A 23,179-nucleotide genomic window follows, 5' to 3' on the forward strand; every position below is an offset into this window, starting at 1 on the left:
AGGAAGAAGATGAGAGTTGCTGATTACTTTGCATTAGAATTAAAAAAGAATAAGGTAACTGATATTTTCGGAATTCCAGGAGGCGTTTTGCTTCCATTCCTTTATGCCGTAGATGCTTGTGAGGGGATAGAGGCGCATCTGAATTTTCATGAGCAGGCAGCAGGATATGCAGCATGTGGGTACGCACAAGGTTCGGGACGGCTGGGTGTTGCCTATGCTACGAAAGGGCCTGGCATTATGAACATGATGACACCAATAGCGGAAGCATATTATGATTCTATACCAGTGTTATTTATAACAGCGCATGCAAATGAGAAAAAGCCGGATGGCATGAGGTTTTTGCATGAACAGGAGATGGACTTGCTATCTGTTGTAAAAGGCATTACAAAGTATGCAGCAAGAGTCGATGATGCGGCATCTGCCTGCAGGGAAATTAAAAAAGCCTGCCGGATTGCACAGGAGGGAAGAAAAGGACCGGTACTTCTGGATGTTTCGGCAAAAGTGTTAAAGCAAGAGATGGAAAAGGAAACCGATATTCCGGGGGTACGTTTAGAAAAAGAAGACGAGTCTGGTTGGAAAAAAGAATGCGAAAAGGTCGCAGACACGCTTTGCCATGCAAAGAGACCAATCCTCTTGATTGGTGATGGAATGCGGGAGAAAGAGACCACGATTCTGGTAAGAGAATTTGCAGAAAAGCGAAACATTCCGGTATTATCAAGCAGAGTTTCACAAGATTTGCTGGTAGATTCCCAGCAGTATTATGGCTATATTGGAAGTCATGGAATCCGATACAGCAATTTTATCTTGTCAAAGGCAGATTTTATCTTGGCTTTGGGAAATCGAATGTCATTTCCGGCGGCATCGGAAAGTTTCCGTCCGATTGTAGAAAAAGCGGATATTGTGCGGGTTGACATTGATGCAACGGAATTTCAAAGAGTAATTCCAAATTGTAAAAATATCAGGGCAGATGTAAAAGACTTTATCATGGCGTTGGAAGAAGTGATGGACGACTTACATGGGGATAAAAACTGGAGTCAGGTTTGCGATACACTGAGGGAAAAATTAAAGGAGTGTGACATGGAAGAACCTCAGCGAAGAATTGCTTCTATTCTGAATGAAATAAATGAGGATGCCACAATTGTATGCGATGTAGGAAACAGCGAACTTTGGTTTTCACGTGCATTTGCGTATACGAGAAAGAAAATGACAATTTTATCTTCCAAGTCATTCAAGACAGTGGGCTGTGCACTTGCAAAAGCAATCGGTGTTTATTATGAGACCCAAAAGCCGGTTATTTGCATGACAGGAGACCAGGGGCTGCAGTTCAATATACAGGAACTACAATTTATTTCACAAAACCATATTCCAATTACAATTGTAGTTTATAACAATCATTCATCCGGCATGATGCGTAGCAGCGAACAAAGAATGGGATACTCCTATTTTTTACAAACGACAGAAGATTCCGGCTTTGGCATGCCGAAGTTAAAGGATATCGCAAGAGCTTATCAACTGGAATTTTTTGATGAGAAAGACCTAAATCAGGAGGCACTAAGGCAGGTCTTGTCTGAGACGACGCCAAAGATTTTACAGTTGGAATTTCAAGAAGAGTATGATGTGAAACAGGTTCTGCCAAAAGGAAATCCATGTCAGAAGTTTCTTCCGGAACTAGAGGAACATTTGTATCGTGAACTGGATGATATGTAGGAAGTAAAAGGAGGTTAAGTGTGGCAAATTTTACTTTTATCGATGAAAAATTGAATGGTTTAACGCGAATCATTCCACAGTACTTTGAGGATGCGAGAGGCTGTTTTATAAAAGATTTTCACAAGGATATTTTTGAACAACATAATATTCCAACCAATTTTTGCGAGGAGACAGAGATTGTGTCCCCAAGGAATGTGATACGAGGGATTCATTTTCAGGAAACATATCCACAGGGAAAATTAATTCGGATTACCCAGGGGGAAGCATATCTGGCAGCAGTTGATTTGCAGCCTGATTCGGAAACATTTGGAAAATGGAAATCTGTTTTTTTAAGTGCCCAAAATAAGAATGAATTGTGGGTGCCGGAAGGTTTTGGTGTTGGTTCGATGACATTAGAGGAACCAACGACAATACAAATCAAGTATACCTATAAATATATAGAAGAATACAGCGCAGGAATCAAATGGAATGATGAGGCGTTAAACATTGATTGGCCGAATGTGTCAAAGTATGTTATTTCAGAAAAAGATGATAAGTTACCAGCTTTTCGGGAGTATTTTAGAAAATAGCAGGATGGACAGGAAAGGAGAAGTGTTGCGTTATGACAGTATCAGAATATATTTTTGAATTTTTACAGAAAAAAGGGTGCCAAAGAGTCTATATGGTATCAGGCAGTTCTGCAATGTGGCTGACAGATGCCTTACAGCGGAATCCCGAATTAGAAGCGGTATGTTGCCATCATGAACAGGCGGCAGCAATGGCGGCAGATGGATATGGAAGGGTGAATGACGTGCCGGGCGCATGCCTTGTAACGATTGGACCGGGTGCTACAAACGCAATTACAGGGGTGGCACAGGCATATTTGGATTCCTCACCAATGTTTGTCTTGTCAGGACAGGCAAATTCTAGGTTGTTACAGTATATGGTAGAGACAGGAATCCGGCAAAAGGCGTGTCAGAGTTTAAATTTAGAGCCGATGGTAAAACCGATTACCAAATATTTTGCGGCAGTTATGAACCCGGATGATATTCCTCAAATTATGGAAGACGCATATTTCGAGTCAATGGATGGAAGAAGAGGACCGGTATGGATTGATGTTCCGGTTGATATTCAAAACAGACAGGTATCAAAAGAGGCAATACAGGCGGTAAAACCACACATCAGCGCTAAGATTGTATACAAGAAAGAAGAAATAGCAACTGTATGCGAATGGATAAAAGAAGCCAAAAAACCACTTGTTGTAGCAGGATATGGAGTGCGCAGCGCAGGTGCAGTGGAATTATTAAGAGCATTTTGTGAAAAAAAACGGATACCGGTTGTGACTTCGAGAGGAGGCATTGATGTGATGCCGACGGAGTCAGACCTTTTTATAGGACGTCCGGGAAGCTATGGAGACCGTGCTTCACATTTTGCAATTCAGGAGGCGGATTTGCTGCTGATTCTGGGAAGCAGATTATCCATTTCCACAATTGGTTATTATCCGCAGAGATTTGGTAAAAATGCAAAGAAAATTATGGTAGACATTGACCAAAAAGAGATAAACAAAGAAGACGTACCGGTTGATTTAAAGATTTTGGGAGATACAGGAGAATTTTTAAAGCAGATTCAAGATAAAGTCGAGAAGCAGGATTGGGAAGAGTGGATTTGTCATTGTAATGAAAATAAAGAAAAATACCCGGTTTTGCAGGAAGAATATAAAGAGCAGGAACCACTCAATGAATACTATGTAACAAACGTTTTAGCAAAACAGGTTGAAGATGCCAATATTATTGTCGATACAGGTAGTGTATGTAATGTTGTATCCCAGAGCTGGATTGTAAAAGAAAATCAGCGATATCTGATATCAGGTGGATTGTCCTGCATGGGATTCTGGGCAACGGCAATGGGAGCTTATCAAGAAGGAAAAGAGTTGATAGCGATTGCAGGGGATGGAAGTACACAGATGAACATTCAGGAATTTGCAACATTAAGCTATAACAAAATTCCACTCAAGCTGTTTGTATACAATAACAATGGATATATGTTGATTCGTCATAATCAGCACAACTACATGGATGACAGATTTTTGGGAGTTGGACCGGATAGTGGTGTACAAACACCAGATTTTTGCAAAGTTGCATCGGCATATGGAATAAAATCTGTTAAAATAGAAAGTAAGGATGAGTTAGAAGAGAAAATCAAAGCGGTATTAAAGGAGAAAGAACCTGTTGTTTGTGAAATCATGTGTCAGGAATTTGCACCGATTGTTCCAAGAATTGCGTCAAGAGTAATGCCGGATGGTTCACTGAAAGCAGCAGAATTTGAGGATTTATATCCATTTTTGAACTGATGGGAGGACAAAGGATGAAGGTAGTTATTTTAGCAGGTGGTAGAGGATCAAGACTTAGTGAGGAGACGTACTTAAAACCAAAACCAATGGTAGAGGTTGGGGAAGCACCGATTTTATGGCATATTATGAAGATTTATTCCAGTTACGGATACGATGAGTTTGTAATATGTTGTGGATATAAGGGCGAAATGATAAAAGAATATTTCATGGATTACTATATGCGTGCATCAGATATTACCATTGATTTATCGGATAATTCTTATCAGGTACATGAAAAAGTAGCAGAGCCGTGGAAAGTAACACTCGTAAATACCGGTTTAAATACCAATACAGCAGGTAGATTAATGAGAGTTCGAAAATACTTAAACGAGGAACCATTTATGTTAACCTACGGAGATGGTGTTTCCAATGTAAATATTGATGAGTTAGTGAAGTATCATAATAGCCAGAAAAAGATTGCAACAATCACAGCGGCAAGACCTGCAGGAAGATGGGGCGCAATCCAAATAGAGGATGATACCAATCTTGTGCAGTCTTTCCGTGAAAAAGAGGCACAGGATCAGGCGTGGGTAAATTCTGGATTTGCGGTTTTTGAACCGGAAATATTCAACTACTTAACGGATGAGAGCCAGCAGCTAGAAAGGGAGCCGTATGATAAGTTAGTCAGAGATAACCAGATGAATGCATTTAAACATTATGGATTCTGGCATCCAATGGATACGGTAAACGATAAAGCGGTACTAGAGGATTATTGGCATAGTGGACACGCACCTTGGAAAATATGGTAATCTGAGTGCGAGAAATAGGAGGAAGATATGGTATTACGTGCAAAAACAAAAATGCTTTTCTCAGGAAAAGAATTGACAGAACAACAGCAGAAAAATACAGATTTGAATATAAAGGAGCTTGAAAGCGGAGAAACCATCTTAAAGTCTTATCCAAGACGTCTGGTATTCGAACTTACCAATGCCTGCAACTTAAATTGTGTGATGTGTGGCAGAAACGCAGCAGATTTTAAACCGACGGTATTTGATATGGATGTTTTTCGTAGTTTTGAGCCGTTGATGGACACAGTGGAAGAAGTTACCTTAATGGGATGGGGAGAACCGACGATTCATCCTCATTTTAATGAAATGTTGGAAATCATCAACAGACACAGCGCAAGAAAATATTTCTGCTCAAATGGAATGAACTTAAAGAAAATTAAGGATGCTATTTTTGATTATAAAGTAGATGTGTTTGCAGTAAGTCTCGATGGTGCTACGGACGAGACAAATAGCAGAATTCGTAGAGGTTCTAAAATTGATGTCATCACAGAAGATTTAAAAGATATCGTAAGAATCAAAAAGGAAAGAGGTCTGAAATATCCTTGGATTAATTTTGTATTTTGTGCAATGAAGTCAAATATTCATGAACTTCCGGATTTGGTACGTCTTGCAGCTGAAATTGGATTAGACGAGGTAAAAGTAGTATACCTTACTGTATTCGAAAATGATTTGATGCATGAGACATTATGGGGTTCTGAAGAGGAAGTCCGGGAAGTATTTGAGGAAGCAATGAAAATAGGAGACGAGTTAGGAATTGCGCTAAAGCTTCCACACTATGTTGGAGAAGATGTAGCGGGCGATAAATTACATAAAGATTGTTTTGTATCCTGGAGAGATTTCTTCCTTGGCTCAGACGGATATGTGCGTCCATGTATGTCGACACCGGTGAAATTCTTTGAATATGATAAAGATAAGGATTTCATGGAAATGTGGAATTCTAAGGAATATCAGAATTATCGAAAAATTGTAAATGATCAGACTGCGATGGATGGTCCGTGCAGACGCTGTTACCAGTCTTCACATTGCAACTGGAACCGTAAGGAATCCTTTATTCAGGTAGGAGAACATTTTTCGCCGGACTGGGAGAAATAAGATGGAGTATTTTAAAGGAAAAAAAGTGCTTGTGACAGGTGATACAGGATTTATGGGGGCCTGGTTATGCGAGATTCTATTGTTGTATGGAGCAAAAGTAGTTGGTTTTGCATCCAAGCCGCCGACCAATCCAAGCCTGTTTGATGTGTTAAAATTACAACAACGTATGACACATTATGATGGTGATATCAGAGATTACGGACAACTTGAAAAGGTGTTTTGCAAGGAAGAACCAGAGATTGTAATTCATATGGCAGCACAGACGCTTGTAGGCGAAGCTTACAAGGAACCTAAGATTACCTATGATATCAATGTAGGTGGTACGACCAATGTGCTGGAATGTGTACGAAAAAGTAATACCGTAAAGACGGTGTTAAACGTCACAACAGACAAGGTTTACAAAAATAAAGAATGGGCATGGGGATACAGGGAAGACGATGAGTTAGATGGATATGACCCATATTCTAACAGTAAATCGTGTACCGAATTGCTTGCACATAGTTATTACTTATCTTTTTTCAAAGAAGCTGGTATCTCGATTGCATCCGTTCGATCTGGTAATGTGATTGGTGGAGGAGATTTTGCCTTTGACCGGATTGTGCCATCCTGTGTAAAAGCTGTTATGGATAAGAAAGAGATTGTAATCCGCAATCCGAATGCGGTCAGACCTTACCAGCATGTTTTAGAGCAGGTGTTTGCCTATCTTTTGGTGGCAAAGAACTCCTGTGAAAGAAAAGGAAGCATGAGTATCTACAATATTGGACCTGATGAAAGGGATTGTGTTACAACAGGAAAGATAGCAACCTTATTTCATGACAAAAGCAAGGCACATCCAAAGTGGATTTTTGAACAGCAAGAGGGACCACATGAAGCCAATTTTTTACGTTTAGATTCTGCAAAGATGAAGGCGGAACTTCAGTGGGATACCACTTGGAATATTGAAAAGGCAATCGAAAAAACATGTGAATGGACGGAGGCCTATCTAGACGCTGAGGATATGATTGCAGTTACAGATAAGCAGATTTTAGAATTTGACCAAGAGAAAAACTGGAACATGTAAAAGACAAAAGGGGGAATACCAATGAACATTGCAATGCTCATAGCAGGTGGAAAAGGGGTTCGGATGAACCAGGACATTCCAAAACAGTTTTTAAATATTAACGACAAACCAGTGATTGTATACACTATGCAGGCGTTTCAGCAGCATCCAGAGATTGATGCCATACTTGTGGTGTGTATCGATGGATGGCAGGAAATTCTATGGGCGTATGCACATCAATTTAATATTACAAAGTTAAAATGGGTTGTCGTCGGAGGAGAAAATGGACAATCCTCCATTCGAAATGGAATTTTTGAGTTAGAGAAACATTGCAGTGAAGAAGATATGGTGTTGATTCATGACGCAATTCGTCCAAATGTTTCACAGGAGATTATCTCAGATTGTATTGCACAGTGCAGATTACACGGTTCCGCAATTACCGTAATTCCATGTGCAGAGGCAATGTTATTAAGAAAAGAAGATGGAAAAAGTGCAGAAGCATTGATTGACCGGGATTCCCTTGCAAGAACACAGACACCACAGGCTTTTTCCTTAGGAAAGTTGTCGTGGGCACACAGAGAAGCGTTGAATCGGGGAATTACCAATTCTGTGGCAAGCTGTACTTTAATGATTGAGCTTGGGGAAGAAGTATTTTTCTCGGCAGGCTCGGAGAAAAATGTAAAAATAACAACAACAGAGGATATTGAGATATTTAAAGCCCTTCTTATGGCAAAGAAAGATGATTGGTTAAAATAACGAAGGAAAAGGAAGTTGCATATATGAGCGAGAAAATCACATTATCAAAGGAAAAATTAAGACAGCTGCAGTTGGTAGAACTTGAGATGATAGTAGAAGTAGACCGAATCTGCAGAAAGTATAAGATAAAGTATTCCCTGGATGGAGGAACGTTACTGGGGGCAGTCCGCCATCATGGATTTATTCCATGGGATGATGATGCAGATGTGATTTTTACACGTCATGAATATGCGAAGTTTTACAAGGCATGTAAAAAAGAGTTAGATCAGGAGCGGTTTTTCTTACAGGATTATACGACAGACCCGTATTATAGATGGGGGTATGCAAAATTAAGAAGAAAAAACACAGAATTCATCCGATACGGACAGGAGAAAATGAGATACCGTACAGGGGTATGTATTGACATTTTTGTGGTGGACAATGTGCCGGATAATAAGGTATTGCGGGAGATGTATTATGGAGTGAATTTCTTCATCCGAAAAGTAATGTATTCAGAGCTTGGAAGAACTGCAGCCGACCATGCATTTTTAAGATGGGTCTATGAAATTCTTTATAAGATACCAAGAGACCCGATGTTCCATTTAAGAAATTGTCTTGCGGCAAAATGTAACAAAAAGAAAACAAAATTAGTCAGCCACCTGTTGTATCAGTATCCAAGAAAAGAATGTAAATATGGAATGCCGGCGGAATGTTTTGAATCCTACATAGAAGTGGAATTTGAGGGAATGCCACTAAAGATATTTGCGGACTATGACAGATATTTAACACTCTTATATCATCATTATATGGAACTGCCACCGGTTGAAAAACGTCACGGACCGGGTGAGGCATCCTGCGTGGAACTGATTGATATAACATTGGAAGAGATACAGCAGCGATACCAGAACGAGAATAAGAAGTTGGATGCAGAAAAATGAAAAATTATTTAGAGAACATCACATATCAAAAGGATGTGAAAAGAGCCTGGAGTACACTTGGAGGTCCCAAAAGCTTTGAGGGAAAAACGGTCTTGGTTACTGGTGCAACCGGATTGATAGGCTCTTTTCTGGTAGACATGTTTTTGTATGCGAATCTTAGCTGGAATGCAAAGATAAACGTACTTGCAGTCAGCAGAAAAAGGAGCAATTTAATACAGCGGTTTGGAGAGAATCCAGGTTCAGAGCTTTGTTACATAGAACAGGATATAAGCCAGCCCTTTGAAGTGAAAGAAACCATAGATTACATCATTCATGCAGCTGGGAATGCTTATCCGGCAGCTTTTCGTGAAAAACCGGTGGAGACGCTTCTTAGTAATGTAACAGGAACCAGGAATCTACTGGAACTTGCAAGAAAAAATCAAAATTGTCCATTCCTTTTTGTGTCATCAGGTGAAGTGTATGGTGGGAATACCTGTCTGGAGCACCCACTGCTGGAGAACGACTACGGATATGTAGATGTCTTGTCACCGCGTTCCTGTTATCCAATGGGAAAACGTGCAGGAGAGAATCTGTGTGTATCATGGATGCAAGAATACGGAACACCTGTAAAAATTGTAAGACCGTGTCACACATTTGGACCGAATGTGACAGAGAGCGATAACAGGGCAACGGTACAGTTTATGAAAAATGTAATCCGCCAGGAAGATATTGTTTTAAAAAGTGAAGGAAAACAGATAAGATCGTATTGCTATGTGGCGGACTGTGCATCTGCACTTCTTTTTGTTTTGTTAAATGGAGAAAATGCAAAAGCTTATAATCTTGCGACGGATGAGACGATTTCCATTCGCGAATTTGCGGAGGGATGTGCAAATATTGCAGGAAAACAGGTGATTTTGCAGCTCCCAAATCAGACAGAAAAAGAGGAGAGAACACCGATTGAGAATCAGATTCTCTCGGATAAAGCATTGCTGGAACTAGGGTGGAAAAAGAATTTTTCTATAAAAGAAGGAATGGAACACAGTATCGAAATTATGAGGGCTTTTTCAAAAACACTTTAACATATCGAACAAATCATCCGATATAACAATATATAGTGAAATGGAGTGACACAATGCTCAAAATAGAGGACAGCTTTTTTCAGGACGAGGTAAGAGAAGGCTTTTTGGTAGAAGAAAAAATGAAACGCGCCTGGGCAGTGGAGATGGATGTGCTAAGTGAGATTATCAGGGTTTGTGAGAAATACAATCTGACTTATTATGCAGACTGGGGAACGCTGCTTGGAACGGTTCGCCATCATGGATTTATCCCGTGGGATGATGATATGGACATTGCATTAAAGAGAGCGGATTATAATAAGCTGCTGGCGGTTTTGCCAAAAGAACTGCCGGAAGGATTTGTTGTGAGCAGTTTTTATACAGACCCTACGCATTGTCAGCCAATCAGTGCTGTGATGAATACTAAAACAATCATTACAGATTCCGAAATACGAAAACGTTTTTATGGTTGTCCTTATATTGTGGGAGTAGATATTGTGGCACTGGATTATCTCCCAAGAGAGGAAGAATTACTGCAGCTTCAGTTGAGTATGTATTCGATGGTATACAGTGCGGCAAGAGAATTTGGTGCGTATAAAGCATCCGGTGAGATAGAAGGTTACATGGCACAGATTGAGGAACTTTGCAATGTCAAAATACGAAGAGACGGGACAGAGCAGAATCAGCTGTGGAGACTGAGTGACAGCATTGCAGCAATGTTCACAGAAGAAGAAAGTGATGATTTGGCATGGATGCCAAGATTAATTTGTTCTGATCCGAATTTCCGCTTGAAAAAAGAATGGTATCAGGATGTAATTTCGATGCCATTTGAGCAGATGAAATTAAATGTTCCGGTTGGATATGATTCGATTTTAACAACAATGTATGGGGATTACAGGACGCCAATCAATCGGTCTGGGGGACATGACTATCCATTTTACAAAAAACAGGATTTGTTTTTAGAAAAAATCGGGGTAACGATATAGAGACAAAGGAGGAGACGGTATGAAGGCAATATTATTAGCAGCAGGGCGAGGTACAAGAATTGCAAGAAATGTTGAGATGGTACCAAAATCGACTTTGCCGGTAGATGGAAAACCATTAATCCGAAGATCTGTTGAGATTTTACAGGGTGAGGGCATGGAGGTTGTGGTTTGCACCGGATACCGTGAGGAAACAATCAGAGAGGCACTGGATGGACTTGAGAACATTACCTATGTTTACAATCCGTTTTATGATATTACGAATTCGATTGCAAGCCTCTGGTTTGCCAGAGATCTTTTGGATGATGATATTTTAGTGATGAATGCAGATGTTTTCTTTTCAAAGGATATTTTGCATTTGATTTTGAATGAAAAGCATGATCCGGTTATGGCGATTGACAATTCCAGAACGTTGGAGGGAGACTACTTTTTCTACACCTCTCTTGACGGTAAAATCCAGAAATATGGAAAAGGTCTGCCAATTGAACAAAGAAGCTGTGAATATGTGGGAATGGCAAAGATTAACAAAGAATTTTTGCCGGTTTTCAAGGAAAGAATGGAGAAACTGATTCACAACCAGGAGCATGAAGTGTGGTGGGAAAATGTTTTGTATTCTTTTACCGATAATCAGGAGTATGGAATCTATACCGTAGATGTCGACGGAAGATTCTGGGCAGAGATTGATTATTTTGACGATTATGAACGTATTTTAGACTATGTATCCAAGCATAAAGAATAGGAAAAGAACAAGATGAGACGACAGGAAGCAGATCAGATTCGGACAAGCCTTAACACGTTAGAGCAGGCAATTGATATTTTGCAGGAATATGAGAACAGACAAAATGAATTGTTGGAGTTGTTGACACAAATGCAACAAATGGCGATTTCAATTGGAACGGAAATCGAAGAGTGTGAAGGGGAAGGTCTGCGTGTCGTTTCCAAATTAGAAGAACTTTGCGAGCAATTTTATCAGATGGGGGTAAATGGGGATTGCAAGGAACAGGAAAAAAAAGCAAAAGAGATAATCGGTGAGATAAAGGGCAGTATGGAGAAAGAGATTTCCATCAAAAAAGAGGTTGTCTTTTTGCCGTATCAGGTGTCAATGTGGGATTCCTTAGAGAGCATTTGGGAGGAAGCATGCAAGGATGAATCTGTCAACTGCCGTGTGATCCCGATTCCTTATTATGATGTGAATAAGGATAATTCGCTTGGGGAAATGCATTATGATGGCTATAAATTTCCTTCTAATGTGCCAATCACTTCTTATGAAAAATATGATCTGGCGGTGCATCATCCAGACGTGATTTTCTTTCACAATCCCTACGATGGGCTCAATCATGTAACAAGAATTCCAGAGAACTATTATTCCATCCATTTAAAACCATGCACAGATTTGTTAGTTTACATCCCATACTTTGTCAGTGAAAAAGGTGGACCGTCTGACCATCAATGCTCGATGCCGGGCGTGCTTTGTGCCGACAAGGCTGCAGTCCAGGAAGGCGAAATTTTTGAGAAATATGTAAGACTGCATGACGAGGCATTGGAGGAAAATGGCTGGAAGGGAAAATTGGTTGCTTCCAAAGACAAATTTATGCCATTAGGTTCGCCAAAATTTGACAAGCTGACCAATGCGCATTTCGCTTTGGAGGACTTGCCGGTGGAGTGGCAGAAGAAGATTCGAAAGTCCGATGGAACCAGAAAAAAAATTATTTATTACAATTCGACGATTTCGACCGCGCTTCACGATACAGAGGGATTTTTTCGTAGGATGAAAGAGTTTTTCTCGGTATTTCAGGAATGTGAAGGGGAGGCGGTATTGCTGTGGAGACTGCACCCGTTGTTGTTAAAGACATTCCGAAGACTCCGGGAGAATGCGGAGGAAGAACTTCTGGAGCTGCTCTTGGTGTTCCGGGAAGCAGAATGGGGCATTTTGGATGAAACACCGGATCCGACGATGGGATTATCGATTTCCGATGCCTATTATGGAACACAGGATAGCAGTATTTTAACTGTCTATCGAAAATTAGACAGACCAATGCTGTTTGAAACAGACGACCTGGAAGAGATTCGTTCTTTTATCCAGTCAGTAGATTATGCAACAGATTGCCACGAGAAAACACGATGCGGGGCAAATATATACAAAGAAATTCAAAAAGTGATGGAAGGATAGGTGAACCGGATGTATTACATTAATCCAAATGTGAAAGATTTATACAGGGTAAAGTTTCATGATAAAAGAGGCGAAGTGTTAAGGCTCGATATGAATGAGAACCCAGTGGGACTGCCATTGGATTTCGTAGAGGAAGTAAAAAAGAAAATAACACCGTCTTTTCTATCTACATATCCAGAAAAAGATGAATTACTGGAACTGATTGCGAAACATAATGGAGTTGCCGCTGAAAATATTTCGTTAACCTGTGGTTCAGACGAAGCAATGAGACTGATTTTCCAGTGCTTTGGAGAAGAAGGAAAAGATTTGGTTACGGTTACACCTACCTTTGAAATGTATGACGTGTATAGCAAAATGTTTGGGATGAACCATGTGACAGCAGAGTATGGCACAGATTTTAGCGTAAAGGTTTCGGATATTTTAGATAGCATTACACCTCAGACCGGCATTGTGATTTTGTTAAATCCAAACAGTCCGGTTGGAACGGCTTACACAAAAGAGGAATTCCAGGCGATTGTAAAAAAAGCCGCAGCGTGCAATGCAATTGTGGTGGTAGATGAAGCATACCATTATTTTTATGCGCCAACTTTTTTACAGGATGCAGTAAAAGAGGAGCATGTGATTGTACTCCGGACTTTTTCAAAGTTATGCTCGATTGCGGGACTCCGTGTGGGCTATGCGACTGCAAATCCACAGTTGATTGATTATATTGAGAAAGCGGAATCGACATTTAATGTCAACAATGTCGGTATTCTGTTTGCGACGGAAGTGCTGAAACGTCCTGATATGATGGAACAGATGATTCAGGAAGAAAAAGCAGGACATGACTGGCTGGCAGCAGAAATCAAGAACGCTGGATACCAGATTTTTTCTGAGAATGGAAATTATCTGCTCTTTTATCCACACAAGGATTCAAAGATAATTGTAAATAAATTGAAAGAGCAGGGCATCTGGATTCGTGATTATGGAAGAGGAATTTTAAAGGGATGGCTTCGTGTTTCAACCGGCGATGTGACATCTATGAAAAAATTCTGGGAAGCATTTTTGAAGGTGGATGAAAAGTAAGACAGACATAGTGGATAGATTGGAAAAATTTTTCACACGGAATGGAGAGAAGCATGATTCAGTTTGACGAACATTTTTTTGAGGAAGAGGAACGCGAGGGATTTGTGGTGTCTTCCATGATGAAAAAGGCATGGGCAGCGCAGCTAGAAGTGCTTGCCGAGGTAGATAAGATTTGTCGAAAATACGATATCCAATATTTTGCAGATTGGGGAACACTTCTTGGCGCGATTCGTCACAAAGGGTTCATTCCCTGGGACGATGATATGGACATTGCCATGAAGCGGGAAGATTATTTGAAATTTTTAAAACATACCGATGAGCTGCCAAAGGGATACCAGATTTTAGATGTCGGACAGAATCAGGAATGGGAGAACATGGTATATCGTGTCATCAACGGGGATTCGATAGACATTTCGCCGGAGCATCTGAAGAAGTTTCATGGCTGCCCATACATTGTAGGACTTGACATTGATGTATTGGATTACAGGTCAACCAGTGAGGAAGAGGATAAAATGCAGCTGGAACTGGTGGATATTGTGTTAAAAGCCGCACAGGTCGAAGCACAATATCAGGCGGGATTGTGCACAGCAGAGGAGCTGGAAGAATTTTTGCAGCAGATTGAGCAGATGACAGGGGTAACATTAGACCGCTTAAAACCGATGGCACAGCAGCTTCGTGTTCTGGCAGATCAATTGTGTATGCTGTATACAAGAGAAGAGGCAAAAGAACTTCAGTTTGTGACATGCCGTATTTTTTCCAGACCATATTTTCATTTTCCAAAGGAACGTTATGATGAAATGATTTATGTTCCGTTTGAGAATATCGAGATTCCGGTTCCGAATGGATACCAGGAGATGCTTGAGATGATGTATGGAAAAGAGTATATGAAACCGGTGCAGTATTTAAGCCATGAATATCCGTTTTACCAGGAACAGGAAAAAATGTTAAAAGAGCAGCTGAAAGCTTCCGGTTATACCTGGGAGGATTTTTTGAATATCCAATATTAGAATCTTAGTTTTAAGAAAAAGAGGCAGTATCGTATGCAAAAATTAAGTGATAGAATCATTCCAAAACAAAAAAATAAAATGCAGCAGACATTAGAGGAAAATCTGACCCGGATTCAGGAAAATAAGGAAAATTTTGCAATCTGGGGCGCAGGTGCGACCGGACAGGGAATTCTCTCTTTTATCCGGGAATTTTCACAAGATAAATTAGAGCCAGAGTATGTGATTGACAATAACTCAAGCTTATGGGGAACCGGCAATATTATAAGTCCAAAACAGTTTTGTGAGCGTATGAAGGACATTGCAAATGTATTTGTCTGTGTCTATGTAGCAGATCAGGTTGTGGCGCAATTGAAGGAGTATGGCTACCAGGGAAAAATCATTCCAGCGAGTATGTCTGTTCTTGGCTGCGAGGACAGGGTGCTTCTTTATGAAGAGAATATGGAAAAAGTGGAGGAAGTCTATGAACTTTTTGCAGATGAGCAGTCCAGAGATACCATAGCGGCATTTATGAATGTAGGACGAAGCGGGGACACCTCTTACTGGGATAAGGTAAATGGACCAAGTGAAGAAAAACTTCTGGATACGGGAGTGCTTTCTTATGGAAAGACGGAGCATTTCATTGATGTAGGAGCCTTTACCGGAGATACGATAGAGAAATTCATTCAGCTGTGCGGTGGAAATTATGCTTCTATTTTAGGAATCGAAGCAGATCAGAGAAACTTTTCGGTATTACAGGAAAAATGCAATTCACTTACAAATGTAAATGCATTAAATGCAGCGGTGTGCGAGTGCAGTGGAGTGAAACACTTTTGTGATGGAAATTCAGAGAGCTCCTATCTTTGTGAGGGAGGAACAACTGAGGTAAAAGCGGTAAAAATTGATGATTTAAAAGAGGCAGAGGGTGTTTCCCTGATTAAGATTTCGACCAACGGTTTTGAGATGGATGTACTAAGGGGCGCAGCCAAAACCATCAAGAATAAGAAACCAAAACTATCCTATTATTGCAGCAGAGAGGAACTGTGGAGAATTCCGCTGTTTTTAAAGAGCCTTGTGCCGGAATACAAATTTTATGTCAGACATTATGGAATTGGAATGCAGGCATTAATTGGATATGCGGTTATTGAGGAGTAGGAGTCACATATGAAAAACAGAATGAATATCGCAATTTCATTAAATCAGAACTATTTTCGCTACACCTATGTCATGCTGTATTCCCTGTTAAGCAATAACCAGGATTCGAAGATTTATCTCTATGTGTTGCATCATGATTTGACGGAGGATGCGCTTAAGGCATTTACGACATTATTAGCAAAATATGATGGCGTTCTTGTTGAAGAAAAGATAGAGCGCAGCCTGTTCCCGGACGTACTTCCGGTAAACAGACAGTGGACGATTGAAACCTATTTTCGCCTTGCCTTATTGGATTTACTGCCGGAAGAGGTAGACCGGGTTTTATATATTGATGTGGATGCAATCGTAAATCAGAATGTCCGGGAACTTTACGAGACAGATTTTGAAGGCAATATGTTTGTGGCATGCATGGAAAAGGAAGTTGAGAAGCCGGCGGATAATTGCAGATGGGCGCTGTTTGCTCCAATTTTTGAGGCAGGATATCACTATTTCAACGCAGGTGTCATGCTGTGGAATGTCCAGGCATTGCGTGGAACATATGATTTAGATTATTATCTTGAGATAGCAAAAAGGATGAATTATCAGTTTGTTGCACCGGATCAGGATATTTTAAATTATGTGCATCATGCGCAGGTAAAATTTGCAGACACACAAAAGTATAATTTGTTTGCGCGGATTGCATCGAACCGGGGCTTGACATATGAGGATGTCAAGAAAAGTGCAAGCATTATTCATTATGCAGGAACAAAGCCGTGGAATGCGGATAATGTGCATTTTGACATTGAGATGATCTGGTGGGATTATGCAAAGCAGACTCCATACTACGGGGAACTGTGCGAGGATTTTGTAAAAAAAGAGATGTTCGATGTGAGCGTGAAGCAATACGTTGAGCAGCTATTAGATGAAAATGCGAGATTAAAGACAGACTTACATGACAGTCTGGAACTTAATAAAAAGTTGATGGCATTGATTCAGAGATAAGTAGGAGAGTAACTCGTGAAGATTTTATTTTACCAGTGGAAATCTTTTTTAAACGAAGGAATAGAGCGTGCATTGCGTGAACTTGAATATCCATACGACATCCTGTTTTACCAGCAGACAGACTGGGAACAGGATGACGTTTTTTTGGAGAAACTTCGGGAAAAAATCAGGACAAAAGAATATGACAAAGTTTTTTCCGTCAATTTTGCACCGCTTGTAGCAGAAGTCTGCGAGGAGTTTTCGGTAGAATATATTTGTTGGATTTATGATTCTCCCATTCACATCCGAAATCTTGACACATTGAAATACAAATGTAGTCGGATTTATTGCTTTGACAGAGAACAGACAAAACAGTTAAAAGCTCTTGGAGCGAACGCTTTCCATCTTCCACTTGCAACGGACGTTCGCATCTGGGAGGAAGCGCTTTCTAAAGAGACAGCAAAAAAAGTTCCACCGGCGGAGATTTCATTGGTTGGAAATTTGTATCAGACGGATTATGCCTATTTTACAGGTCCGCTGGATGAGTATGTAAAAGGCTATCTCGAGGGAATCATCAGCTCTCAGTTGAAAATCTATGGCGGCTATTTGATTCCGGAACTGGTGACCGATGCGTTATTAGAAAAGATGAATGCCTGCTATCGGAAGGTGGCGTCGGATGGCTTTCAGATGGAGCGTCGGGAGTTAGAGTTTTTGCTTGCAAGTGAGGTGACCGGAAGAGAACGTTACCTGGCACTTTCGTTGTTGTCCGCACATTTCCCGGTGGATTTGTATTCGACAAAACCGGACGAACGATTGAAAAATGTGAAATTCCGTGGTTATGCAGACTATCAGACGACACTTCCGGCAGTTTTTGAAAAAAGCAGGATAAACTTAAACATTTCCTTGAAAACCATATGCTCCGGTATTCCGCTCCGTGTGATTGAGTGTATGGGCTGTGGAGGTTTTGTACTGACAAATTATCAGGAAGAAATTTTAGAGCATTTTGTTCCGGGGGAAGAGTGCGTGGTTTACGAAAACCTGGAGGATTTGTACGAAAAAGCAGCATTTTATCTTGCAAATGAGAAAGAACGAAAAAGGATTGCGCAGGCTGGATATGAGCGGATTTGCAGTGATTTTTCGATGAAAGACAGAATCCAGAAAATGCTTGGCTAGCACGGAATCGAATTTGAATGAGAATTATTTTTGCACAGAAAGGTTGACATAATATATGCGAATACTATTTCACTCATGGAATGAGGTTACCAGAAATGATATGGTGGAGACACTGCGAAGAGTGGGGCATGAAGTCTATGTATTGGATTATCCGGTGCAGAATTATCTTGTAGATGGAGCACTCGTTGCCAAGGCGGAAGATGAGATAAAAAAACAGAAGATTGAGTGCATCGTTGGCGCGGATTATCTGCCGATTCTGTCCAAAATTTCTTTCCGAAATCAGATTCCGTATCTGGCATGGGTTTACGATGCGCCTTGTCTGGCAATGTATTCCGATATGATTTTTAGTCCATACAACTACATTTTTCATTTTGATCGTGCAGAGGTTGAAAAGTTTCGTGCAGCAGGCGTGAAGCAGATTTATCATATGCCGTTGGCGGTTAATGTGCAGAAGATGCAGGATATGATGGAGAAAAATCCGCATACTTTTGAGCGGGATGTTGCCTTCCTTGGAACGCTTTACACCGGGGAAACCAATTTCCTGGATCAGATTCAAGGGCTGAGCGAGTATCAGAAAGCTTTTTTACAGGCGGTTATGGATGTGCAGTTAAAATTTTTTGGAATGGATTTATTAGAGGAGATTTTGCCAAAAGATTTTATGGAGGGATTGCTTCAAAAAGTTTCCTTTCAGACGGAACAGGAACTTTTCCTGACAGAGGAACAACTGATGTATCAGATGATTCGAAAGAAAATGACGGTTGAGGAGCGTAGAGAAATTCTAAAACTTTTGTCAGAGCATTTTGATACACATCTGTATACACAATCGGATACCTCAGAGCTGCCCCGAATAAAGCCTCACAGTTATATCAATTACGATACACAGATGCCGGACATGTTTTACCAGAGTAAGGTTAACATCAATATCACGCTGCGGAGCATCCAATCCGGGATAAGTTTGCGCTGTATGGATATTCTTGGTGCCGGCGGATTTTTGCTTTCGAATTATCAGCCGGAACTTGCGGAATACTTTGAGGATGGCAAAGAAGTTGTCATGTATCATAGTCGCGCAGATCTTGTGGAAAAGGTTCAGTATTACCTGGAACACGATGCGGAACGCATGCAGATTGCGGCAAACGGGCAAAAGAAGGTCTTTGAACAGTTTTCCTATGAAAAAGCCTGGGAGCAGATGTTTCAGAGGATAAATGAAAATATGCATGGCGGTATGTAATTGAGAGCATGCAAGAAAGAGATTTTGTAAAAATCAGGAGAGAAAGAAATGTTATCCGTTTGTATCATAACAAAAAATGAAAAAGAGAATTTAATGCGTTGTGTGGAAACACTGTTGCGTTATCCGTTTGAGGTTGTGGTACTTGATACTGGTTCAACAGATGGAACGCTTGCTTATCTAAATGACTTGCAAGAAACAATGAAAAAAACAGACCAGAAGGACTTCTTAAAAGAGACCAGTCTTGAGTCAGATTCTGGATTTTCAGAAGAAGCAAGTCCTGCGCCAAAGGCAGACTTTTCAAAGGAGGCAAGTCTTGTGATTGGGAACTTTCCGTGGTGTGATGATTTTTCCGCAGCGCGTAATGCAGCGGTTGAGCTGGCATCTAACGATATGATTCTGTCGATTGACAGCGATGAGTTTTTATACGATTTTTCCTTGGAAAAACTGGAGAAAGAGCTTGCGCAGAATCAGGGGAAAGTCGGAAGAGTCTGTATTCACAATCAGGTGCAGAATCATACCGGTGAGAGTGTGGAATGGGTTTCAAGATTGTTTTCCAGGAAACAATTTTTCTATGAAGGAAGCATTCACGAGCAGATTACGGCAAGGGATGGAGAAAAATATCAGACATTCCAAAGTTGCCTTTCCGTTCTTCATGTGGGATATGACTTGTCCGAACAAGGGAAAAAAGAAAAGGCTGCAAGAAATATCAGATTGCTTAAAAAGGAATTAGAGCAGGCAGGTTATGATTTTGAAAAAACGCCGGAGGAGGCTGTGGTAGACCTGCATAACGAAAAAATACCATATCTGTTGTATCAGTTTGGAAAAAGCGCTTACCTTATGGCAGACTATGAAAATGCCTGTAATGTGTTTGCACGTGGGTTATCGTATGATTTGGATCCACAGTTAGAGTATGTAAGCGATATGGTTGAAACCTACGGTTATGCGCTGGTACATGCAAAAAGAGCGGGTGAGGCGCTTTTTTTAGAGAGCTTATTGCAAGAATTTGGAAACAGTGCTGACTTTTTCTTTTTGTTAGGTTATGTATACATGAACAATGAACGCTTTTTAGATGCAATTCAGGCATTTTTAAAGGCAGCGGAGTTTGCGACAGCACGCACAGCGGGGGCAAATTCTTACCTTGCTTATTATAACGTTGGTGTGATTTATGAATGCTTGGGGCAGTGCGAACAAGCAAAAATATATTACGAGAAATGTGGAGCGTATGCACAGGCAAAAGAGAGGATTGCGGTGCTGGAAAAATAAGAAGGACAAGTGCTGTAAATGTTTGTCAAGCAGGGGAAGATTCCCTTGTCATTCCTAGAATTATTGTATATAATCAGCATATAGATAGGTTCACATCCTGCACTGTTTTGCAGTCAGGGGGAACATATGGGAAAAAGTTTTCAGGAGTTAGATTTAAGCAATGCATTTCTTTTTGCAGCAGCACTAGAAGATTCAGAGACATGCCGATTGGTACTTGAAATTATACTTGGAGTGAAACTTCCGGCAGTAAAGGTTCATGCAGAGCATAGTATTCTGGTAAGCTCGGAGGTTCGAAGCGTAAGATTAGACATTTATGCGAATGATGAGCTTGAGGTGAACTATAATGTAGAAGCGCAGAATCAGAATGAAGGAAATCTGCCGAAAAGGAGCCGTTACCACCAGGCAGAGATGGATGTTTCGCTATTGAAACCGGGGCAGGATTTTAACGATTTAAAACCAAGTTATGTGATTTTTATCTGTACATTTGACCCGTTTGGAAGAAAATTATATCGTTACACATTTGAGGAGCGATGTTTAGAACAGGATTTTCCACTGGGGGATGAGACAAAGAAAATATTTTTAAGTACAAAAGGTGAGAATCGGGAAGACGTACCGGAGGAATTAATCCATTTTCTTGGATATATGGAAAATAGTACGGATGCCTATGTTGCAACGGTGACAGATGAGAATATCAGCATGTTGCATGGAAAAGTGAAAATGCTGAAAAAAGAAAGAAGTCTGGAGGCGAGGTATATGACAGTGGAAGAGTGGATGAAATCCAGAGAAAAACAAGCCATAGAGTCAGGCATGAGAAAAGGCATGGAAAAAGGTCTGGAGGAAGGCATGAAACAGGGCATGAAACAGGGCATGGAGCAAGGCATGAAACAGGGCATGGAGCAAGGCATGGCAAAAGGCATAGCCAAAAGTATCCTGCAGCTCTTAGAAGAACAAGGAACAATTCCAAAACAGGTGTCAGACGAAATTTTAATGCAAACAGATGCAGCGGTTTTGACAAGATGGTTGAAACTCGCAGCAAAAACCACATCGATAGAGGAATTTATGCAGGAGATGTAGATTCCTTATTTTGCGTCGGCGGTCATTGATGGCCGCTGATGCAATCTTAGGTACAAAGTGTACCGTCTAAATGCAATTCGCAATAACCAGCAATCAAAATCAGGCAAAACAGTGTAGAGCCTATCTAAATGAGAGGACAGAAAATGAAAACGATCATCTTTTTTGAAGATATTTATGATACGTTAGATTTGTTTACAGAACAATTACAGGAAGCATTTGAAAAGATGGGATACGGGGCGTTTGTGTACCATGCCTCCCAACAAAAACAGAGTGAAGAGACGCTTTTTTCACTTTTGCTGCAGGAAGCAGGGATTCAAAATCGCAGTTATACTGAACTAACCCAGGCAGAGTGGAACCGGTTAAAAGATACAGACTTCTCGGAAAAGTTTGCGGTGGTCACGTTCAATAACCTTGGCTATAATCTGGAAATTCCATTTTCCTCGAATGACGGAGAAGTAAAAAAGGGGGATAGTGTGAAAAATAATCTTTGGGAGTTTTTCGGAATTCCGTATTTCAATATACTCATGGATCATCCCTTTCATTATGAGAAGCCGCTTCGCAGTGCGCCGGATACTTCCGTGGTACTTTGTACAGACCGAAATCACGTGAAGTATATCCGCAGATTTTACACAAATATCAGACAGGTTGATTTTTTGCCTCATGCGGGTGTGGAACTTCATTGTAAACACAAACCGATTGCAGAGCGGGGCATTGATGTGCTTTATGCGGGGGCGCTGCCGATTTATACGGTTGGAAAAATGATTCCGGATTTGTCTTCCATTCGAGAGGTGGATGGTGAGGATATGATGCAAACTGTACTACAAGAACTAGTACATCATCCAGAAAAAACGACGGAGCAGGCCATTGAGGAATACATAACAGAGAAACGAAACGACATTTCGAAGGAACGATTGCAGGAGTTGATTGTGACCATGCGTTTCTTGGATTCGTATGCGACTTCTTTTTTCAGAGAGCAAGCCGTGCGAATTCTGGTGGAGAGCGGCATTCAGGTGACTGCTTACGGAACAGGATGGGACCAATGTGACTGGAGTGATAACCCATATTTAACTTATGGTGGAAAAGTATTGGCATCGCAGATTCTTCCCCTAATGAATAATGCAAAGATTGTACTAAACACCATGACATGGTTTAAGGCGGGTGCACACGACCGGGTGTTTAATGGAATGCTGGCAGGTGCAGCAGTGGTGACAGATGACTCTACCTACATGAGAAGAGAGTTTACGGACGGAAAAGAACTTGTCATGTTTTCGCTGTCAGAGCTTGCGACATTGCCAGAGCGTGTCTTTGAGCTGTTTGGCCATGTTTCCCACATGCAAGAGATTGCAGATTGTGGATATCATGCTGCTTTGGAACGTCATACGTGGAAAAGCAGGGCAGAATATCTGGCAGAGTGTTATTTTTAA

General features: G+C 40.8%; 21 protein-coding genes. All 21 read left to right on the forward strand.

Annotation, left to right across the window (positions count from 1 at the left end; genetic code table 11):
* The first annotated feature begins 9 nt into the window (after positions 1–9).
* The 21 genes from BIV16_RS13940 to BIV16_RS14040 all read left to right on the forward strand — a co-directional run bounded on the left by BIV16_RS13940 (position 10) and on the right by BIV16_RS14040 (position 23,179).
* Positions 10–1,707 (forward strand): thiamine pyrophosphate-binding protein, encoded by a 1,698-nt coding sequence (locus BIV16_RS13940; RefSeq protein ID WP_075680091.1) that lies wholly within the window; start codon positions 10–12, stop codon positions 1,705–1,707.
* A 20-nt stretch (positions 1,708–1,727) separates the two neighbouring features.
* Positions 1,728–2,276 carry a dTDP-4-dehydrorhamnose 3,5-epimerase gene (gene rfbC, locus BIV16_RS13945; protein WP_075680090.1) on the forward strand — a complete coding sequence of 183 codons (549 nt, stop codon included), beginning with the start codon at positions 1,728–1,730 and terminating at the stop codon, positions 2,274–2,276.
* A 32-nt stretch (positions 2,277–2,308) separates the two neighbouring features.
* Positions 2,309–4,036 (forward strand): thiamine pyrophosphate-binding protein, encoded by a 1,728-nt coding sequence (locus BIV16_RS13950; protein WP_075680089.1) that lies wholly within the window; start codon positions 2,309–2,311, stop codon positions 4,034–4,036.
* A 14-nt stretch (positions 4,037–4,050) separates the two neighbouring features.
* Positions 4,051–4,824: a glucose-1-phosphate cytidylyltransferase gene (gene rfbF / locus BIV16_RS13955; protein ID WP_075680088.1), complete on the forward strand. Its 774-nt coding sequence runs from the start codon at positions 4,051–4,053 to the stop codon at positions 4,822–4,824.
* Between the two features lie 27 nt (positions 4,825–4,851).
* Positions 4,852–5,955, forward strand: coding sequence for a radical SAM protein (locus tag BIV16_RS13960; protein WP_075680087.1), 1,104 nt, complete (start codon positions 4,852–4,854; stop codon positions 5,953–5,955).
* Between the two features lies 1 nt (position 5,956).
* Positions 5,957–7,015: a CDP-glucose 4,6-dehydratase gene (rfbG, locus tag BIV16_RS13965; RefSeq protein ID WP_075680086.1), complete on the forward strand. Its 1,059-nt coding sequence runs from the start codon at positions 5,957–5,959 to the stop codon at positions 7,013–7,015.
* 21 nt (positions 7,016–7,036) lie between these two features.
* Positions 7,037–7,750, forward strand: coding sequence for an IspD/TarI family cytidylyltransferase (locus tag BIV16_RS13970; protein ID WP_075680085.1), 714 nt, complete (start codon positions 7,037–7,039; stop codon positions 7,748–7,750).
* 23 nt (positions 7,751–7,773) lie between these two features.
* Positions 7,774–8,667, forward strand: a complete 894-nt coding sequence (locus tag BIV16_RS13975) for a LicD family protein (RefSeq protein ID WP_075680084.1) — start codon at positions 7,774–7,776, stop codon at positions 8,665–8,667.
* Positions 8,664–9,725 (forward strand): NAD-dependent epimerase/dehydratase family protein, encoded by a 1,062-nt coding sequence (locus BIV16_RS13980; protein WP_075680083.1) that lies wholly within the window; start codon positions 8,664–8,666, stop codon positions 9,723–9,725. Before BIV16_RS13975 ends, BIV16_RS13980 begins: the two co-directional genes overlap by 4 nt.
* 53 nt (positions 9,726–9,778) lie before the next feature.
* Positions 9,779–10,687: a LicD family protein gene (locus BIV16_RS13985; RefSeq protein WP_075680082.1), complete on the forward strand. Its 909-nt coding sequence runs from the start codon at positions 9,779–9,781 to the stop codon at positions 10,685–10,687.
* Positions 10,688–10,706: 19 nt separating this feature from the next.
* Positions 10,707–11,423 carry a phosphocholine cytidylyltransferase family protein gene (locus BIV16_RS13990; protein WP_075680081.1) on the forward strand — a complete coding sequence of 239 codons (717 nt, stop codon included), beginning with the start codon at positions 10,707–10,709 and terminating at the stop codon, positions 11,421–11,423.
* Between the two features lie 12 nt (positions 11,424–11,435).
* A complete protein-coding gene (locus BIV16_RS13995) occupies positions 11,436–12,854 on the forward strand; it encodes a hypothetical protein (RefSeq protein WP_075680080.1) in 1,419 nt (472 codons plus the stop codon).
* Between the two features lie 9 nt (positions 12,855–12,863).
* A complete protein-coding gene (locus tag BIV16_RS14000) occupies positions 12,864–13,919 on the forward strand; it encodes a pyridoxal phosphate-dependent aminotransferase (RefSeq protein WP_075680275.1) in 1,056 nt (351 codons plus the stop codon).
* 53 nt (positions 13,920–13,972) lie between these two features.
* Positions 13,973–14,926, forward strand: a complete 954-nt coding sequence (locus tag BIV16_RS14005; protein WP_075680079.1) for a LicD family protein — start codon at positions 13,973–13,975, stop codon at positions 14,924–14,926.
* Between the two features lie 33 nt (positions 14,927–14,959).
* A complete protein-coding gene (locus BIV16_RS14010) occupies positions 14,960–16,057 on the forward strand; it encodes an FkbM family methyltransferase (protein WP_075680078.1) in 1,098 nt (365 codons plus the stop codon).
* A gap of 9 nt (positions 16,058–16,066) precedes the next feature.
* On the forward strand, positions 16,067–17,038 hold the full coding sequence (locus BIV16_RS14015) for a glycosyltransferase family 8 protein (RefSeq protein WP_075680077.1): 972 nt from the start codon (positions 16,067–16,069) through the stop codon (positions 17,036–17,038).
* 15 nt (positions 17,039–17,053) lie between these two features.
* Positions 17,054–18,190, forward strand: a complete 1,137-nt coding sequence (locus BIV16_RS14020; protein ID WP_075680076.1) for a CgeB family protein — start codon at positions 17,054–17,056, stop codon at positions 18,188–18,190.
* Between the two features lie 55 nt (positions 18,191–18,245).
* Complete coding sequence (locus tag BIV16_RS14025; protein ID WP_083625129.1) at positions 18,246–19,418, forward strand: CgeB family protein; 1,173 nt, start codon at positions 18,246–18,248, stop codon at positions 19,416–19,418.
* A 48-nt stretch (positions 19,419–19,466) separates the two neighbouring features.
* On the forward strand, positions 19,467–20,681 hold the full coding sequence (locus BIV16_RS14030) for a glycosyltransferase (protein WP_083625128.1): 1,215 nt from the start codon (positions 19,467–19,469) through the stop codon (positions 20,679–20,681).
* 126 nt (positions 20,682–20,807) lie between these two features.
* Positions 20,808–21,755 carry an Rpn family recombination-promoting nuclease/putative transposase gene (locus BIV16_RS14035; protein ID WP_075680074.1) on the forward strand — a complete coding sequence of 316 codons (948 nt, stop codon included), beginning with the start codon at positions 20,808–20,810 and terminating at the stop codon, positions 21,753–21,755.
* 143 nt (positions 21,756–21,898) lie between these two features.
* Complete coding sequence (locus BIV16_RS14040; protein ID WP_075680273.1) at positions 21,899–23,179, forward strand: glycosyltransferase family protein; 1,281 nt, start codon at positions 21,899–21,901, stop codon at positions 23,177–23,179.

This window comes from Roseburia sp. 831b, assembly GCF_001940165.2.
Taxonomy (GTDB): domain Bacteria; phylum Bacillota; class Clostridia; order Lachnospirales; family Lachnospiraceae; genus Roseburia.

Bases quoted from the DNA above. Each gene is read 5' to 3' on its own strand.
- BIV16_RS14035 (WP_075680074.1), top strand. From the start codon at position 20,808: ATGGGAAAAAGTTTTCAGGAGTTAGATTTAAGCAATGCATTTCTTTTT.
- BIV16_RS13990 (WP_075680081.1), top strand. From the start codon at position 10,707: ATGAAGGCAATATTATTAGCAGCAGGGCGAGGTACAAGAATTGCAAGA.
- BIV16_RS14015 (WP_075680077.1), top strand. From the start codon at position 16,067: ATGAAAAACAGAATGAATATCGCAATTTCATTAAATCAGAACTATTTT.
- BIV16_RS13950 (WP_075680089.1), top strand. From the start codon at position 2,309: ATGACAGTATCAGAATATATTTTTGAATTTTTACAGAAAAAAGGGTGC.
- BIV16_RS13985 (WP_075680082.1), top strand. From the start codon at position 9,779: ATGCTCAAAATAGAGGACAGCTTTTTTCAGGACGAGGTAAGAGAAGGC.
- BIV16_RS14040 (WP_075680273.1), top strand. From the start codon at position 21,899: ATGAAAACGATCATCTTTTTTGAAGATATTTATGATACGTTAGATTTG.
- BIV16_RS13960 (WP_075680087.1), top strand. From the start codon at position 4,852: ATGGTATTACGTGCAAAAACAAAAATGCTTTTCTCAGGAAAAGAATTG.
- BIV16_RS14025 (WP_083625129.1), top strand. From the start codon at position 18,246: ATGCGAATACTATTTCACTCATGGAATGAGGTTACCAGAAATGATATG.
- rfbG (WP_075680086.1), top strand. From the start codon at position 5,957: ATGGAGTATTTTAAAGGAAAAAAAGTGCTTGTGACAGGTGATACAGGA.
- BIV16_RS14005 (WP_075680079.1), top strand. From the start codon at position 13,973: ATGATTCAGTTTGACGAACATTTTTTTGAGGAAGAGGAACGCGAGGGA.
- BIV16_RS14030 (WP_083625128.1), top strand. From the start codon at position 19,467: ATGTTATCCGTTTGTATCATAACAAAAAATGAAAAAGAGAATTTAATG.
- rfbF (WP_075680088.1), top strand. From the start codon at position 4,051: ATGAAGGTAGTTATTTTAGCAGGTGGTAGAGGATCAAGACTTAGTGAG.
- BIV16_RS13980 (WP_075680083.1), top strand. From the start codon at position 8,664: ATGAAAAATTATTTAGAGAACATCACATATCAAAAGGATGTGAAAAGA.
- BIV16_RS14010 (WP_075680078.1), top strand. From the start codon at position 14,960: ATGCAAAAATTAAGTGATAGAATCATTCCAAAACAAAAAAATAAAATG.
- BIV16_RS14000 (WP_075680275.1), top strand. From the start codon at position 12,864: ATGTATTACATTAATCCAAATGTGAAAGATTTATACAGGGTAAAGTTT.
- BIV16_RS13970 (WP_075680085.1), top strand. From the start codon at position 7,037: ATGAACATTGCAATGCTCATAGCAGGTGGAAAAGGGGTTCGGATGAAC.
- BIV16_RS13940 (WP_075680091.1), top strand. From the start codon at position 10: ATGAGAGTTGCTGATTACTTTGCATTAGAATTAAAAAAGAATAAGGTA.
- BIV16_RS13975 (WP_075680084.1), top strand. From the start codon at position 7,774: ATGAGCGAGAAAATCACATTATCAAAGGAAAAATTAAGACAGCTGCAG.
- BIV16_RS13995 (WP_075680080.1), top strand. From the start codon at position 11,436: ATGAGACGACAGGAAGCAGATCAGATTCGGACAAGCCTTAACACGTTA.